Genomic DNA, 14,874 nt, shown 5'->3' with positions numbered 1-14,874 from the left:
GGTCTCAGCGCGGGTTCTCGATCAACGAGAAACGCGCCCCCTCCGGATCCGCCACCGTCGCCACACTGCCGTGCGGACTGTCGTGCGGCGGTGCCAGCACGTGCCCGCCCAGGTCGGTGAGCAGGCGGGCGGAAGCGGTCACGTCGGCCACCTCGAAGTACGTCATCCAGTGCGGCCCCCGGTCGCGGGGGAGCGCGTGGCCGACGCCGTGCAGGCCGGCGACGGGACGGCCGCCGGCGTGGAGGGCGACGTAGTCGAGGTCGGCGGAGGCCACCGGCTCCCCCTCGCAACCGAACACCGTCTCGTAGAACTTGGCGACGCTCACCGTCTCGAAGGTGAGCAGTTCGTGCCAGGCGGGAGTGCCCGGTACGCCCGCGACGGAGGTGCCCAGGTGGGCCGCGGCCTGCCACACGCCGAAGACGGCGCCGGACGGGTCGGAGCCGATCACCAGCCGCCCGGCGTCCCCGGCGTCCAGCGGGCCCACTCCCACCGTGCCGCCGCACAGCCGTACCGACTCGGCCGTCAGGTCGATGTCGTCCGAGGCGAGGTAGGGCGTCCAGGCGACCGGAAGATGGCGGTCCGGCGGCAGCTGGCCGATCCCGGCGACCTCCTGGCCGCCCAGCAGGGCCCGGACGTAGGGCCCGAGCTGCTGCGGGCCCGGCACGAACTCCCAGCCGAACAGCGATCCGTAGAACTCCTGGGTCGCGGCGAGCCCGTGCACCATCAGACTCACCCAGCAGGGCGTACCGGGCGTGTGCCGAGCGGGCGGGGCGGCCGACCCCCTTGCCTCGGTCATCGTCACTCTCTCCCCGGCCCCTCGCGGTGGCCGTCTCGTGTCCGCTGTCCGGACCTCCGAGCCGATGCTCGCACCACCCGCGGCGCGGCGCGCTCCGGGCGCGCCGCCGCACGGCCTCCCGTGCCGGGAGGGTGCCTGTCCCGCGGCTGCCTGACCCTTGCCGCGCGATGGCCGACGGATGTCGATCGGCTGTACAGCAGGTGCCCGTTCCCGTACGCCTGGTGACCGGGCCTGTCCGGCGGAGCAGAGTAGCCGGACATGGACGACGCGGCCACCCCGTGCGCGAGGATGGTGGCCATGAACGCCATCATCTCCGCATCCGAACTCGCGAGCGTCCTGGCGGGCCCGAACCCGCCCGTCCTGCTCGACGTCCGCTGGCAGCTGAGCGTGGCCAAGGCGGCCGGCGAGCCGCCTTTCGACGGCCGGGCCGAGTACGCGGCCGGGCACCTCCCGGGCGCCCACTACGTAGACCTGGACCGGGAGTTGGCCGGGCCGGCCGGCAGCGCCGGGCGGCACCCGCTGCCCGACCTCGCGGAGTTCGGCGCCGCGATGCGCCGGGCGGGTGTCTCCTCGGGTACGCCGGTGGTCGTGTACGACGGCGGACAGGGCTGGGCGGCCGCCCGCGCGTGGTGGCTGCTGCGCTGGACGGGTCACCCGGATGTGCGAGTCCTCGACGGCGGATTGACGTCCTGGCAGGGACCGCTGCAGTCCTCCGTGCCGGGTCCGGCTCTCGCCGAGGGCGACTTCGAGCCGGTGCCCGCGGCGGCCGGTCTGCTCGACGCCGACGCGGCCGCGGCGCTGGCCCGCGCGGGTGTGCTGCTCGACGCGCGCGCGGGGGAGCGGTACCGCGGCGAGGTGGAGCCCATCGACCGGGTCGGCGGCCACATCCCGGGCGCCCGCTCCGCGCCCACCACGGACAACGTCGGCCCGGACGGCCGCTTCCTGCCTCCCGAGGAGCTGAACGCCCGCTTCAAGGCCCTCGGCGCCACCGAGGACACGACGGTCGGCGTCTACTGCGGCTCCGGCGTCTCCGGCGCCCACGAGGTCCTTGCCCTGGCGGTCGCGGGCATCCCGGCGGCGCTGTACGTCGGTTCCTGGTCGGAGTGGTCCTCGGACCCGGAGCGACCGGTCGCGGTGGGCCCGGATCCCCAGTAGGCACACGGCGAAAGGGCCCGCCTCCGTCGGAGGCGGGCCCTCACAGCCGTAGGACCGGCTATTCCTGCTTCTTCCGCCGCGTGCCGAACACGATCTCGTCCCAGCTCGGGACCGCCGCTCTGCGCCCCGGGCGGACGCCGTCGGCCTCGGCCTGGCGGTCGGTCGCGCCGATGAGGCGGTCGCGGTGGCTGGCCACCGAACGCGGCATGAGGACGTCCGCGTAGGCGGAACCGGCCGAGGCCGCGGGGGCCGGCGGCTCCTCCACCTCGGGCTCCTCCTCGAGCGCGGGCGGTTCCTCGATGCTCGCCGTCTCGGACGGCCGCTCCGGTACGACCATGTCGCCCCGGAAACTCGGTACGGCCTCCAACAGGCTGGTCAGCGAGTCCCGTTCAGCGACGGCCTCCTCGGTGGACTCGGCCGGGGGCAGGCTCGGCCGGTCGAGGGCGCGGTCCAGCGGACGGTCGCGCGGCAGCCGTGCGATCCGCGGCACGAACGGGAAGCTGGGCTCCGGCGCGCCGAGGTCCTCGGACTCGCCGATCAGCGAGCGAGCCTCCTCGTCGACGGCCTGGACGAGCCGCCGGGGCGGGTCGTAGGTCCAGCTCGCCGAGTGCGGTTCGCCCGCGACGCAGTAGACCAGCAGCACCTCCCAGGTGCCGTCGTCACGGCGCCACGAGTCCCACTGGACGGTGTCCTTCTCGGCGCCGCGCAGCAACAGCCGCTCCTGCACGGCCTCGCCGAGCTGCGGCCCGGCGTTCTCGCCGGGCCGGCGGACCGGGGTCTTGCGGGCTCGTTCGGCCATGAAGGCGCGCTCGGCGAGCACGGGGCCCTCGAAGCGCCGTACACGGTCTACGGGGATACCTGCGAGCTGGGCTACCTCTTCCGCGGTGGCACCCGCGCGTATACGCGCCTGGATGTCGCGGGGACGGAGATGGCTTTCGACCTCGATCTCGATCTGACCGAGGCGGGGACGGTCGCCGCGCACCGCTGCGCGCAGCCGCTCGTCGATCGGAAGCGTGTACTCCGTTGAGTCGGCAGCCTTCAGCACCAGCCGTGTGCCGTCATTGGAGACGGCCACGACACGCAGTTCGGGCATGGGGACCTCCCGGGTGGTGCCTGCCGACGTCACGTGCGTCGCTGCTTCCGCTAGTCGAGTGTGGCCTGCCCGGGTGCAGCCTGCCACAACCTTGCCGAGTTGCCCGGCGTGTCGGGCACTGGCCCTGGAACGCCGTTATGGCACGGTTACCTATTCGCAACGCTAAGTGACCAACTCCGTCACCCTGTGCAACTAGCCCCCTCCCGGCCGCCCTTGAAGGCCACGGACGCCCTGGCGGGAGACCGGACCCAGGGCTCGCAACAGTACTCCATTTGGGCCACGTGCGTGGATTGGCGCGCCACTCAACTTCGTTCAAGAAACGCTGCCCGGCCCTTCGTTGAGCGGATTCCGCGATCTTGAACGTGGTGTACTTCACGGAATCACCAGAAACGGAACTATTGGCTTCGGACTTATGTCCGGCAACCGTTCGCTTATGCCCCCAACACCCGGCGCAAGTAGTCGTTCTGGAAGCGACGGTCGGGGTCGAGGCGGTCCCGGAGCGCGGTGAACTCGCCGAAGCGCGGATAGACGCCGGCGAAGTACTCGGCGTCGCGCGTGTGCACCTTCCCCCAGTGCGGGCGTCCCTCGTGCGCCGTGAAGATCCGCTCCGCCGCCGTGAAGTACGCCTGGTACGGCGTCCCCTTGACCATGTGGACGGCTATGTACGCGCTGTCCCGGCCCGAGGCGGTGGACAGCGTGATGTCGTCGGCGGGCGCGGTCCTCACCTCCACGGGGAAGCTGACCCGCAGCCCGGACCGGTCGACCATCGCCTTCAGTTCGTGCAGCGTCTCGATCACGGCCTCGCGCGGGACGGCGTACTCCATCTCCACGAACCGCACCCGGCGGGGCGATGTGAAGACCTTGTACGGGATGTCGGTGTAGGTCCGCGCGGACAGCGCCTTGCTGGAGATCCTTGCGATCGAGGGGATCGTGCCCGGCGCCGCGCGGCCGACCCACTGGGCCACCTGGAAGACGCCGTTGGAGAGGAACTCGTCCTCGAACCAGCCCTGGAGCTGCGGCACCGGCTTCTCCGGGCCCGCGCTGCGGTTGTTGCGCTTGGTGTTGGTGGAACCGGTGTGCGGGAACCAGTAGAACTCGAAGTGTTCGTTCTCGGCCCAGAGTTCGTCGAAGGCGCTGGTGACCTTGTCGAAGCTCATGGGCTCCTCGCGGGCGGTGAGCAGGAAGACCGGCTCGACGGCGAAGGTGATCGCGGTGACGACGCCGAGCGCGCCCAGACCGATCCGGGCGGCCGCGAAGACCTCGGGATTCTCCTTCTCGGAGCAGGAGAGCACCGAGCCGTCGGCCGTGACCAGTTCAAGGCCCTTGATCTGGGCGGCTATCGAGCCCGACTCGCGGCCCGTGCCGTGGGTGCCGGTGCTGGTGGCTCCGGAGACCGTCTGCTCCATGATGTCGCCCATGTTGGTGAGCGACAGGCCCTCACGCGCGAGAGCCACGTTGAGCCTCTTGAGCGGGGTGCCGGCCTCCACCGTGACGGTCATGGCGTCCCGGTCGATGTTGCGGATGCCGGTCAACAGTTGAGGGCGGATCAACACACCGTCGGTCGCGGCGATCGACGTGAAGGAGTGGCCGGTGCCGACGGCCTTCACCTTGAGACCGTCCTCGGCGGCCTTCCGCACGGCGGCGGCCAGCTCGTCGACCGAGGCAGGCGTGACCTCCCGCGCGGGACGCGCGGCGACATTGCCGCCCCAGTTACGCCACGTGCCGTTCTTCGCGCTCGCTGCCGTGCTCAACGCTGCCTCCCCGACGTGGAACCGGCCTCTTGAGCCGGCGGTACCCCAGGAAACCGACCGCGACCGCGACGGCCCCGGACACCGCCGGAACCCCGTACCCGGCACGCGCACCGGCCGCGTCGATCACCCAGCCGGCCACGGAGGAGCCGAGCGCGACCCCGACCGCGAGCCCCGTACTGATCCAGGTCATGCCTTCGGTCAGTTGCGCGCGTGGTACGTGCTGTTCGATCAGCGACATCGTCGTGATCATCGTGGGAGCGATGGACAGGCCCGCGACGAACAGCGCCACGGCCAGAAACGGCAAGTTTCCGACCAGTAGGAGGGGGATCATACTCACGGCCATGGCGCATATGCCCAGCAGCCAGCGAGGTTCGGGCCGTCCCCTGAAGTGCAACAGGCCGAACACGAGACCCGCGACGCACGAGCCCGCCGCGTAGAGCGCGAGCACGAGGCTCGCGGCACCCTTGTGGCCCTGCTCGTCGGCGAAGGCCACGGTGACCACGTCCACCGCCCCGAAGATCGCCCCGGTCGCCACGAAGGTGGCCACCAGGACCTGCAGACCCGGCGCGCGCAGTGCCGTACGGCCGCCGTCCTGCCCGCGCGGGTGCGGGGCCGGCTCGGTGGCCCGCTGCGCGGTCAGCCAGAACACGCCGACCGCCAGGAAGCAGGCGGCGAGCAGCGGACCCGCCTCCGGGAACCAGGCAGTGGACAACCCGATGGAGAGGATCGGCCCGAAGATGAAGCAGACCTCGTCGATCACCGACTCGAAGGAGTACGCGGTGTGCAGTTGCGGGGTGCCGCTGTACAGGGCCGCCCACCGCGCGCGGATCATCGCGCCGAGGCTCGGCACCGAGCCGATGCCGACGGCGCACACGAACAGCACCCAGTCCGGCCAGCGGAAGTGCGCGGCGAGCAGTATCCCGGCGGACGCCACCAGCGCGACGAGGGTCGCCGGGCGCAGCACCCGCCGCTGACCGTGCAGGTCCACCAGCCGGGAGACCTGCGGCCCGATCACCGCGGCCGCCAGCGCGATGGTGGCCGACAGCGAGCCCGCCAGGCCGTACCTGCCGGTGAGCTGGGAGATCATCGTGACCACGCCGATGCCCATCATCGACAGCGGCATCCGGCCGACGAAGCCCGCGGCGGAGAAAGTCCTGGAGCCGGGGGCGGCGAACAGGGCGCGGTAAGGGCTGGGCACAGGGTCTCCGGTCGGCCGGTGAGCAGCGGCTCGGGTGGCGGTAAGGCGCGAATGCGACTCATACAGCTTACGGGCGCGGGGCTCCGGCGCACCCTGCGGGACGGACGGGAACCCAGCCGGTCACCCCGCCGTTTCCCGCCTGTCAGTACCGGATGACAGGATCGACCCATGCGAGACGCGCTCGACGCCACCCCCTACGACGCCCTGCTCCTGCTCTCGTTCGGAGGCCCGGAGGGCCCGGACGACGTGGTCCCGTTCCTGGAGAACGTGACGCGCGGGCGTGGCATCCCCAAGGAACGCCTGAAGGAAGTCGGTCAGCACTACTTCCTGTTCGGCGGGGTCAGCCCCATCAACGACCAGAACCGCGCCCTGCTGGACGCCCTGCGCAAGGACTTCGCGGAGCACGGCCTGGACCTGCCGATCTACTGGGGCAACCGCAACTGGGCGCCCTACCTCACGGACACCCTGCGCGAAATGGTCGCCGACGGCCACCGCCGCGTCCTGGTCCTCGCCACCAGCGCCTACGCCTCCTACTCGGGCTGCCGCCAGTACCGCGAGAACCTCGCCGAGTCACTGGCGGCCCTTCAGGCCGAGGGCCTGGAGCCGCCGCGGATCGACAAGCTGCGGCACTACTTCAACCACCCCGGCTTCCTGGAGCCCATGATCGACGGGGTGATCGCGTCCCTCGCCGAGCTCCCCGAGGACGTCCGCGACGGCGCCCACATCGCCTTCTCGACCCACTCGATCCCGAACGCGTCCGCGGACACTTCCGGACCGGTGGAGGGCCACGGCGAGGGCGGCGCGTACGTCGCGCAGCACCTGGAGGTCTCCCGGCTGATCGCCGACGCCGTCCGGGAGCGCACCGGCGTCGACCACCCCTGGCAGCTCGTGTACCAGTCGCGCTCCGGCGCCCCGCACATCCCGTGGCTGGAGCCCGACATCTGCGACCACCTGGAGGAGCGCCACGCGTCCGGCGTCCCGGCCGTGGTGATCGCGCCCATCGGCTTCGTCTCCGACCACATGGAGGTCCTCTACGACCTCGACACGGAGGCCAAGGCCAAGGCCGAGGAGCTCGGCCTGCCGATGCGCCGCTCGGCGACCGTCGGCGACGACCCCCGCTTCGCCGCCGCTGTCCGCGACCTGGTCCTGGAGCGGGCCGCGGTGGAGCGCGGTCAGGAGGTCACGCCCTGCGCCCTCGGCGCGCTGGGCGCCGGCCACAACGTCTGCCCGGTCGGCTGCTGCCCGGCCCGCGCCCCCAAGCCCGCCGCCGCGGGCGTCGACAGCCCGTACGCGTGAGGAGCCCCGTGACCGACCCCCTGCACGCGGAACTGCTTCGGCTGGCCCAGGAGGCCGCCCGGCGCGCCGGCGCCCTGCTGCGCGACGGCCGCCCGGCCGACCTCGCGGTCGCCAGGACCAAGTCCAGCCCCATCGACGTGGTGACCGAGATGGACATCGCGGCGGAGAAGCTGATCACCGGCCTGATCTCCGAGCACCGCCCGGACGACGGCTTCCTCGGCGAGGAGGGGGCCGCCACCGAGGGCACCAGCGGCGTCCGCTGGGTCGTCGACCCACTCGACGGGACGGTCAACTACCTTTACGGGCTGCCGACTTGGTCCGTCTCCATCGCCGCCGAGCAGGACGGCGAGACCGTCGTCGGGGTCGTCGCGGCGCCGATGCGCGGCGAGACGTACCACGCGGTCCGCGGCGAGGGCGCCTGGGCCACCGGCGCGTGGGAGGGCGAGCGCAGGCTGGCCTGCCGCCCGGCGCCGCCCCTGGAGCAGGCCCTGGTGTCGACCGGCTTCAACTACGTCACCGAGGTCCGCACCCACCAGGCCGAGGTGGCCCGGAAGATGATCCCCCTGTTGCGCGACATCCGCCGCGGCGGCTCGGCGGCGGTCGACCTGTGCGACCTGGCCGCGGGCCGCCTGGACGGCTACTACGAGCGGGGCCTGAACGCCTGGGACTACGGGGCGGGCGACCTCATCGCCCGAGAAGCGGGCGCCCTGACCGGCGGCCGCCCCGGAGAGCGCCCCAACCCCGCCCTGACCGTCGCCGGTACCCCGGGGGTCTTCGAGCCCCTCCAGCAGCTCCTGGAGGACTTCGGGGCCTGGCACGACTGACCGGTCGACTGCGGGCGAACACCAGGTGAACAGGCCCGTACACCGACGCAGCGGGCCCCCGGCGCTGGATTCGCCGGGGGCCCGCTGTCGTGCCGCGAAGCCGATCAGACGGCGACACTGACCTCCACACCGTGCTCGGCGGCGAGGCGGCGCAGGTCGTCGAGCTCGCCCTGCTCCACCTCGACGAGGAAGTCGTCGCCCTCGTCACGAGCCCGCGTCAGGTCGGTCTCGGTCGCCCTTATGCGCTGCAGAAGTCCTGCGGTGAATGCGTCCATGCTGCGCCCCCTCGTCCTGGGTCGTGGGTCGGTGGCACGGGGGTGTGCCGTTCGGAAGGGGCGATCACGTCTCTTGCGGGTGCCCAGCGCTGCCCAGGCCGGGCGGCGACGGTGCCGGACACCCACGCCCGCTCTGCGGAAGCGGACGGAGCCGTGCCGCATGGTGGTACGGCACATGCAGAGCGTGATCGCGGGGTGTAAAGCCGTCCTCCCCCCGCTCCCTCCGACGGAAACCTCAACCGCGAGAGAAAATCCCGCATTCCCGCTCTCCGACCCGTCTTTCAGCCGCCCCTCACCCGCCTTACAGCCGACTTATGACCGAAAAGGGCAGGATGGAGGCCAACACTCACCCGGACCCCTGCCCGCGCGTTCCTGAGGCGCGCTACGCGGGTGGACACAGGAAGGACAAGCGACGTGCGCGTACTCGTCGTCGAGGACGAGCAGCTGCTCGCCGATGCGGTGGCCACCGGACTGCGCCGGGAGGCCATGGCCGTCGACGTCGTGTACGACGGCGCGGCCGCCCTGGAGCGCATCGGCGTCAACGACTACGACGTGGTCGTCCTCGACCGTGACCTCCCCCTGGTGCACGGCGACGACGTCTGCCGCAAGATCGTCGAACTCGGCATGCCCACGCGCGTGCTGATGCTCACGGCCTCCGGTGACGTCAGCGACCGCGTCGAGGGCCTGGAGATCGGCGCCGACGACTATCTGCCCAAGCCCTTCGCGTTCAGCGAGCTGACGGCACGCGTGCGTGCCCTCGGCCGGCGCACCAGCGTGCCGCTGCCGCCGGTCCTGGAGCGCGCCGGGATCAAGCTCGACCCCAACCGCCGCGAGGTCTTCCGCGACGGCAAGGAAGTCCAGCTCGCCCCGAAGGAGTTCGCCGTCCTGGAGGTCCTGATGCGCTCCGAGGGCGCCGTCGTCTCCGCGGAGCAGCTCCTGGAGAAGGCCTGGGACGAGAACACCGACCCCTTCACCAACGTCGTGCGGGTGACCGTCATGACCCTGCGCCGCAAGCTGGGCGAACCCCCGGTGATCGTCACGGTCCCCGGCTCGGGCTACCGGATCTGATCCCGTGGCCTCGACTCCCGCGCCTCCCCAGGCGCCCCCCAAGCCCACCTGGGACCCCAGGAAGCCGGCCCCGCCGCTGCCCTGGCTGCGCCCGACCATCCGCATAAGGCTCACGCTGCTGTACGGCGGCATGTTCCTGATCGCGGGCATCCTGTTGCTGTCGATCATCTACCTGATCGCCGCCCAGGCGCTGAACGTCGGCAGCGAACTGCCCTTCAAGATCACCACGGGCAATGTCACCAGCGACATCTGCAGCAACCTGCCCTCGAGCGGCACCTCCGAGGTCATGAACAAGGCGATGGACAAGTGCGTCAACGACCAGCGCCAGCACGCCCTCGACGACCTCCTCAGCCGCTCGCTGCTGGCCCTGCTCGGCCTCGCGATCATCGCCTTCGCCTTCGGCTACGCCATGGCGGGCCGCGTCCTGTCCCCGCTCGGCCGGATCCTGCGCACCGCACGCGCGGTGGCCGGCTCCGACCTCTCCCGCCGTATCGAGCTGGACGGCCCGGACGACGAGCTCAAGGAACTGGCCGACACGTTCGACGACATGCTGGAGCGCCTGGAGCGGGCCTTCACGGCCCAGCAGCGCTTCGTCGGCAACGCCTCGCACGAACTGCGGACACCGCTGGCGATCAACCGCACGCTCCTGGAGGTGCACCTGTCCGATCCGGGCGCACCGGTGGAGCTCCAGCAGCTCGGCAAGACGCTGCTGGCCACCAACGAGCGCAGCGAACAGCTGGTGGAGGGTCTGCTGCTGCTCGCGCGCAGCGACAACCAGATCGTCGAGCGCAAGCCCGTGGACCTCGCCGAGGTCGCCGAGCAGGCGGTCGACCAGGTGCACGGCGAGGCGGCGGCCAAGGGCGTGGCGATCCGCGGCGAACAGAAGTCGGCGGTGGTCCAGGGCAACGGTGTCCTGCTGGAACGCGTCGCCCTGAACCTCGTGCAGAATGCCGTGCGCTACAACGTGCCCGAGGGCGGCTGGGTCGAGGTGACCACGGCGGTCGAGCACGGCCAGGCGGTCCTCACGGTGTCCAACACGGGTCCCGTCGTGCCGGCGTACGAGGTCGACAATCTCTTCGAGCCCTTCAAGCGGCTGCGCGGCGCCGACCGCACCGGCAGCGACAAGGGGGTCGGCCTCGGACTGTCCATCGTGCGGTCCGTGGCACGGGCGCACGGCGGGCACATCGCCGCTCAGCCACGCGAAGGGGGTGGACTGGTGATGCGAGTCACCCTTCCGGTCTGAGACCATGGCCCCGCACCGGGATCGATACACAGGGATGTTCGCTTTGCGCGGAATTTCCTGGGCAGTGTAAAGACTGCCGCATGTGTGATCGATCACAAGGGAGGTTTTCCCACCATCCACTCTCCGTGATCATGCACTCTGTCGGAAAGCCGGGAAACTCCGGGTTTTCAGGGGTCCTGATCACGGGAAGTACACGGTGAGACGCCTTTGAAGTGCGGGATTCGGACCGTGTACGGTCCCGATCGCCATCCAACCCGATCACTCAAGAGGGGTCCGGTTGGGTGTCGATTGAGTAACAGACCTTGATGTGAGGCAAAATCTCCGCCTCGGGTCGGGCACAAGTCCGGCCTCTCACGCGTTACGTGCGCTGGAGACACCGCAGACACCCAGAGGGGGAGAGCGACATGGCAACGGATTACGACACCCCGCGCAAGACCGACGACGACGTCGACTCGGACAGCCTTGAAGAGCTCAAGGCGCGTAGGAACGACAAGTCGACGTCCGCAGTGGACGTCGACGAGTTCGAGGCCGCCGAAGGCCTGGAACTGCCCGGAGCGGACCTCTCGAACGAGGAGCTGGCCGTCCGGGTGCTGCCCAAGCAGCAGGACGAGTTCACCTGCATGAGCTGCTTCCTGGTGCACCACCGCAGCCAGCTGGCCCGGGAGAAGAACGGCCAGCCGATCTGCCGCGACTGCGACTGAGGGCGGGTCGGGCATGACTGGCTCGACCCCTCCTTGGAAGCGCCGCTCTCTCCGACAGGGAGCGGGGCAGGGGCCGTCCGACGGCCCCCACCGCGCGCGTGACGACGAGCGGGGCTCTTTCGACCCGGGAGCCTCGCTCGAACCGGTGGCCGACCGGACCGACCATCCGGCGCCGACCGATTCGACCAGGACGCCCGCGCCCGTCGCGAAACGACGGGTGGCGGCGATCCGGGACAAGGCCCGGGAAGGGGCCCGCAAGGGCGGTAGCCGGGCCAGGGCGGGCCTGGCGTACCTCACCGACCGGATCATCGAGAACGCCCCGCGTGTCCCCGTACGGGACCTCGCGACCCTCCGCCGCCAGTTCCCCGGCCTTGGCCCCGAGCAGCTCGCCGACAAGCTCGTCGCGGGCGCCGCGAGCGCCACGGCGACGGTCGGAGCGGGGATCGGTGCGGCGGCGATGCTCCCCGTCCCGCCCGCGATGCCGACCGAACTGGCCGCCGAGATCACCGGCGTCGCCGCGATCGAACTGAAGCTGATCGCCGAACTCCACGAGGTCTACGGCGTACGGCCGCCCGGAAATCTCAAGCAGCGCAGCGCCGCGTACCTGAACTCCTGGTCGGGGGAGCGCGGGATCGACGTGAAGAAGCCGTCGACGGTGAGCGGCGCGCTCAACGGCCCGATGAAACAGCAGCTGCGGCAGCAGATCATGAAGCGGATGATCCGGGACCTGCCCAACCTGATGCCGTTCATGGTGGGCGCGGCCGTGGGGGCGGTCATGAACCGCCGTGACACCAGGAGACTCGCCGAGCACGTCCGCAGGGACCTGCGGAAGATCCAGGTGGCGTGGGACGCCCTGCCTCAACTCCCCGCTCTGGAGACGCCCGAGAATCCGCTGGAGCTGGAGGGGTAAGACTTTCGTGTGACTTCGGAGCTCGCCTTCGGGTGAAGCCCTGCACGAACGTTCTAGGCGGCGGCGGTGCGGGCCGTCTTCAACGCCTCGGCCAGCCGCTCCGGCTCGCGCGTCGACAGGTAGAGGTACGGCGTCGGGTCGGCCGGGTCGACGACCTCCACCTTCAGCGCCCGGGGGATGTAGGAGCGCAGCAGCAGGAAGGCGCGGGTGTCGGCCTTGTAGGTCCGCCAGGCGCGGGCCTCCTCCGGGTCCAGGATCTCGGCCTCGCCCAGCGCCGACACAGGGATCTTCGCCTCGCCCGCGATCAGCGAGTCGCCCACGATCCGGATGCGCAGCGAGCCGTAGGAGCTGGCCATGACCGCCGCCGCGGCGGTGCCGCCGACCAGGCCGCCGAGCAGTGGAAGCGTCCCGAAGGGGAGCAGGATCAGGGCGAAGGCGACCCCGACCAGGAAGGAGACCAGCCACCAGGAGCGGGGGGCGGTGAGGCGTTCGTCGTACGGGACGGCGGAGGGCTGCATGAAACCAAGCTTGGCACGGTGTCCTGACAGAGCCGACGCGCGGGTAAGGTCTGCGCCTGTGAGTGGTACTTCCCCGGCTCTGAAGCCTCCCGCCGACGCCGCGCGACCTGTGCGCCACCCGGACGCTCCCGCGCCCGGTGAGCTGCTCGGTGCGCACTACGGCCAGTGTTTCGGCTGTGGCGGCGAGCAGCCTCACGGGCTGCACCTGGAGGCGCGGGCCGGCGAGGGGGTCGCGGTCACCGCCGAGTTCACCGTGCGCCCCGCCCACCAGGGCGCTCCCGGACTCGCGCACGGCGGAGTGCTCGCGACGGCCCTCGACGAGACCCTGGGCTCGCTCAACTGGCTGCTGCGCACGATCGCCGTGACCGGACGCCTGGAGACCGACTTCGTACGACCGGTGCCCGTCGGCACGGTGCTGTACCTGGAGGCCGAGGTGACCGCGGTGGCCGGGCGAAAGATCTACTCGAGCGCCACCGGCCGGATCGGCGGCCCCGAAGGGCCCGTCGCGGTCCGCGCGGACGCCCTGTTCATCGAGGTCAAGGTCGACCACTTCATCGACAACGGCCGCCCGGAGGAGATCCGGGCCGCCATGGACGACCCGGACCAGGTCCGGCGTGCCCGTGCCTTCGAGGTGAACCCGTGAGCCGTGACCCCCTGAACGTGCTGATCCGGCGCGTCGACCCCGACGTACCGCTTCCGTCGTACGCGCACCCCGGTGACGCGGGGGCCGATCTGCGGACCACCGAGAGCCGTGAACTCAAGCCGGGGGAGCGGGCCGTGCTCCCCACGGGGGTGTCTGTGGCGCTCCCGGAGGGGTACGCGGCCTTCGTGCACCCACGATCCGGTCTCGCCGCCCGCTGCGGTGTCGCTCTCGTGAATGCCCCGGGGACGGTTGATGCCGGGTACCGTGGGGAGATCAAGGTGATCGTGGTGAATCTCGACCCGCACGAGCCGGTGCGGTTCGAGCGGTTCGACCGGATCGCCCAACTCGTCGTCCAGCAGGTCGAGAGGGTCCGCTTCCAGGAGGTCGCGGAGCTTCCCGAGTCGGCGCGGGCCGAGGGGGGCTTCGGGTCCACCGGCGGTCACGCCGCCGTGGGCGACGGGGGCGATACAAGCGCTGAGGCCGCCGTGGGCGGCGCAACGGGTGGGAATCGATACGCATCGGTCGTATCCGACCGGGAAGGACAGTGACGTGTTCGGACGTCGCAAGAAGAAGGGTGCCGCCGAGGACGCGGCCGGCGAGGCCGAGCAGGTCGTCGACAGCGTCGGCACGGAGGCGGACGACGTAGAGCGCGAGCGCGTACGGCTGGAGCCGGAGCCGCGCCCCGACGGGCCCTGGGACGACACCGAGGTCCGCGACCCCGCCGAGGGCCGTGTGGACCTGGGCGGTCTGTTCGTCCCGGGTGTCGACGGCATGGAGCTGCGGGTCGAGGTCGCGGGCGACGCGATCGTCGCGGCCACCGTCGTGCTGCGCGACAGCGCCATCCAGCTCCAGGCCTTCGCCGCTCCCAAGCGCGAGGGCATCTGGGGCGAGGTGCGCGAGGAGATCGGCTCCGGCATCACCCAGCAGGGCGGCATCGTCGACGAGGTCGAGGGTCCGCTGGGCTGGGAGCTGCGCGCCCAGGTGCCGGTGCAGCTGCCGGACGGGACGGGCGGCTTCCAGGTCGTGCGGTTCGTGGGTGTGGACGGCCCGCGCTGGTTCCTGCGCGGTGTGATCTCGGGTCAGGGCGCGGTGCAGCCGCAGGCGGCCGGGCTCCTGGAGCAGATCTTCCGGGACACCGTCGTGGTCCGCGGGGAGGGCCCGATGGCGCCCCGCGACCCGATCGTCCTCAAGCTGCCGAACGACGCCCAGATGGTCCCCGAGGGCGTCCAGCAGCAGGACGAGGGCTCCCGCTTCTCCGGCGGGATGGGCCAGCTCCAGCGCGGACCGGAGATCACCGAGGTCCGGTAGGGCGAACAGCAGAGCGAAGGGCCGTACCCCCACGCGGGGTGCGGCCCATTTTCGTGCGCGGAACCTTGACGGCGCATTGGTCTGGACCTACGGTC

16 protein-coding genes are annotated in these 14,874 nt (G+C 71.3%); 10 read left to right on the top strand and 6 right to left on the bottom strand.

All coding sequences use genetic code 11. The annotated features are described in order from the left end of the window. Positions 1-4 precede the first annotated feature (4 nt). Positions 5-796: a VOC family protein gene (locus D1369_RS10325; protein WP_037901638.1), complete on the bottom strand. Its 792-nt coding sequence runs from the start codon at positions 794-796 to the stop codon at positions 5-7. Positions 797-1,093: 297 nt separating this feature from the next. On the opposite strand from D1369_RS10325, the gene D1369_RS10315 reads away from it, so the two are divergent. Beyond that, complete coding sequence (locus D1369_RS10315) at positions 1,094-1,951, top strand: sulfurtransferase (RefSeq protein WP_037903698.1); 858 nt, start codon at positions 1,094-1,096, stop codon at positions 1,949-1,951. A 58-nt stretch (positions 1,952-2,009) separates the two neighbouring features. Here the strand turns inward: D1369_RS10315 and sepH are convergent, their stop codons facing one another. The 3 genes from sepH to D1369_RS10300 all read right to left on the bottom strand — a co-directional run bounded on the left by sepH (position 2,010) and on the right by D1369_RS10300 (position 5,993). After that, positions 2,010-3,044: a septation protein SepH gene (gene sepH, locus D1369_RS10310; RefSeq protein WP_037901639.1), complete on the bottom strand. Its 1,035-nt coding sequence runs from the start codon at positions 3,042-3,044 to the stop codon at positions 2,010-2,012. 431 nt (positions 3,045-3,475) lie between these two features. Then, positions 3,476-4,795 carry a D-arabinono-1,4-lactone oxidase gene (locus D1369_RS10305; protein WP_007385213.1) on the bottom strand — a complete coding sequence of 440 codons (1,320 nt, stop codon included), beginning with the start codon at positions 4,793-4,795 and terminating at the stop codon, positions 3,476-3,478. Next, a complete protein-coding gene (locus D1369_RS10300) occupies positions 4,755-5,993 on the bottom strand; it encodes an MFS transporter (protein WP_007385214.1) in 1,239 nt (412 codons plus the stop codon). Before D1369_RS10300 ends, D1369_RS10305 begins: the two co-directional genes overlap by 41 nt. A gap of 168 nt (positions 5,994-6,161) precedes the next feature. Here D1369_RS10300 and D1369_RS10295 point away from each other — a divergent pair, with 168 nt between their 5' ends. Beyond that, positions 6,162-7,289 carry a ferrochelatase gene (locus tag D1369_RS10295; RefSeq protein ID WP_007385215.1) on the top strand — a complete coding sequence of 376 codons (1,128 nt, stop codon included), beginning with the start codon at positions 6,162-6,164 and terminating at the stop codon, positions 7,287-7,289. Positions 7,290-7,297: 8 nt separating this feature from the next. Next, positions 7,298-8,113 carry an inositol monophosphatase family protein gene (locus D1369_RS10290; protein WP_118082421.1) on the top strand — a complete coding sequence of 272 codons (816 nt, stop codon included), beginning with the start codon at positions 7,298-7,300 and terminating at the stop codon, positions 8,111-8,113. 104 nt (positions 8,114-8,217) lie between these two features. Here D1369_RS10290 and D1369_RS42860 read toward each other — a convergent pair whose 3' ends face one another. After that, entirely contained in the window at positions 8,218-8,388 is a 171-nt protein-coding gene (locus D1369_RS42860) for a hypothetical protein (RefSeq protein WP_162951008.1), read from the bottom strand. A gap of 414 nt (positions 8,389-8,802) precedes the next feature. On the opposite strand from D1369_RS42860, the gene D1369_RS10285 reads away from it, so the two are divergent. From D1369_RS10285 to D1369_RS10270, 4 genes are all read left to right on the top strand, one after another. Beyond that, complete coding sequence (locus D1369_RS10285; protein WP_007385219.1) at positions 8,803-9,456, top strand: response regulator transcription factor; 654 nt, start codon at positions 8,803-8,805, stop codon at positions 9,454-9,456. Between the two features lie 4 nt (positions 9,457-9,460). Further along, entirely contained in the window at positions 9,461-10,699 is a 1,239-nt protein-coding gene (locus D1369_RS10280; protein ID WP_007385220.1) for a HAMP domain-containing sensor histidine kinase, read from the top strand. Between the two features lie 404 nt (positions 10,700-11,103). Then, positions 11,104-11,400, top strand: a complete 297-nt coding sequence (locus D1369_RS10275) for a DUF4193 domain-containing protein (protein WP_005481602.1) — start codon at positions 11,104-11,106, stop codon at positions 11,398-11,400. Positions 11,401-11,413: 13 nt separating this feature from the next. Further along, complete coding sequence (locus D1369_RS10270) at positions 11,414-12,310, top strand: hypothetical protein (RefSeq protein ID WP_007385221.1); 897 nt, start codon at positions 11,414-11,416, stop codon at positions 12,308-12,310. A 53-nt stretch (positions 12,311-12,363) separates the two neighbouring features. Here the strand turns inward: D1369_RS10270 and D1369_RS10265 are convergent, their stop codons facing one another. After that, on the bottom strand, positions 12,364-12,828 hold the full coding sequence (locus tag D1369_RS10265) for a DUF3093 domain-containing protein (protein WP_007385222.1): 465 nt from the start codon (positions 12,826-12,828) through the stop codon (positions 12,364-12,366). Positions 12,829-12,886: 58 nt separating this feature from the next. Between D1369_RS10265 and D1369_RS10260 the strand changes: the two genes are divergently transcribed. From D1369_RS10260 to D1369_RS10250, 3 genes are read left to right on the top strand one after another with little or no spacing between them, the layout of a single operon-like run. Next, a complete protein-coding gene (locus tag D1369_RS10260; protein ID WP_007385223.1) occupies positions 12,887-13,471 on the top strand; it encodes a PaaI family thioesterase in 585 nt (194 codons plus the stop codon). Further along, positions 13,468-14,019, top strand: coding sequence for a dUTP diphosphatase (gene dut / locus D1369_RS10255; RefSeq protein WP_007385224.1), 552 nt, complete (start codon positions 13,468-13,470; stop codon positions 14,017-14,019). Before D1369_RS10260 ends, dut begins: the two co-directional genes overlap by 4 nt. A 1-nt stretch (position 14,020) precedes the next feature. After that, complete coding sequence (locus D1369_RS10250) at positions 14,021-14,779, top strand: DUF3710 domain-containing protein (protein WP_007385225.1); 759 nt, start codon at positions 14,021-14,023, stop codon at positions 14,777-14,779. Positions 14,780-14,874 lie beyond the last annotated feature (95 nt).

This window comes from Streptomyces sp. CC0208 (genome assembly GCF_003443735.1).
Classification (GTDB): domain Bacteria; phylum Actinomycetota; class Actinomycetes; order Streptomycetales; family Streptomycetaceae; genus Streptomyces; species Streptomyces sviceus.
This window is presented reverse-complemented; position numbering and strand designations above follow the sequence as displayed.

Coding starts and splice junctions, on each gene's coding strand:
- D1369_RS10315 (WP_037903698.1), top strand. CDS start 1,094: ATGAACGCCATCATCTCCGCATCCGAACTCGCGAGCGTCCTGGCGGGC.
- D1369_RS10265 (WP_007385222.1), bottom strand. CDS start 12,828: ATGCAGCCCTCCGCCGTCCCGTACGACGAACGCCTCACCGCCCCCCGC.
- D1369_RS10275 (WP_005481602.1), top strand. CDS start 11,104: ATGGCAACGGATTACGACACCCCGCGCAAGACCGACGACGACGTCGAC.
- sepH (WP_037901639.1), bottom strand. CDS start 3,044: ATGCCCGAACTGCGTGTCGTGGCCGTCTCCAATGACGGCACACGGCTG.
- D1369_RS10295 (WP_007385215.1), top strand. CDS start 6,162: ATGCGAGACGCGCTCGACGCCACCCCCTACGACGCCCTGCTCCTGCTC.
- D1369_RS42860 (WP_162951008.1), bottom strand. CDS start 8,388: ATGGACGCATTCACCGCAGGACTTCTGCAGCGCATAAGGGCGACCGAG.
- D1369_RS10270 (WP_007385221.1), top strand. CDS start 11,414: ATGACTGGCTCGACCCCTCCTTGGAAGCGCCGCTCTCTCCGACAGGGA.
- D1369_RS10325 (WP_037901638.1), bottom strand. CDS start 796: ATGACCGAGGCAAGGGGGTCGGCCGCCCCGCCCGCTCGGCACACGCCC.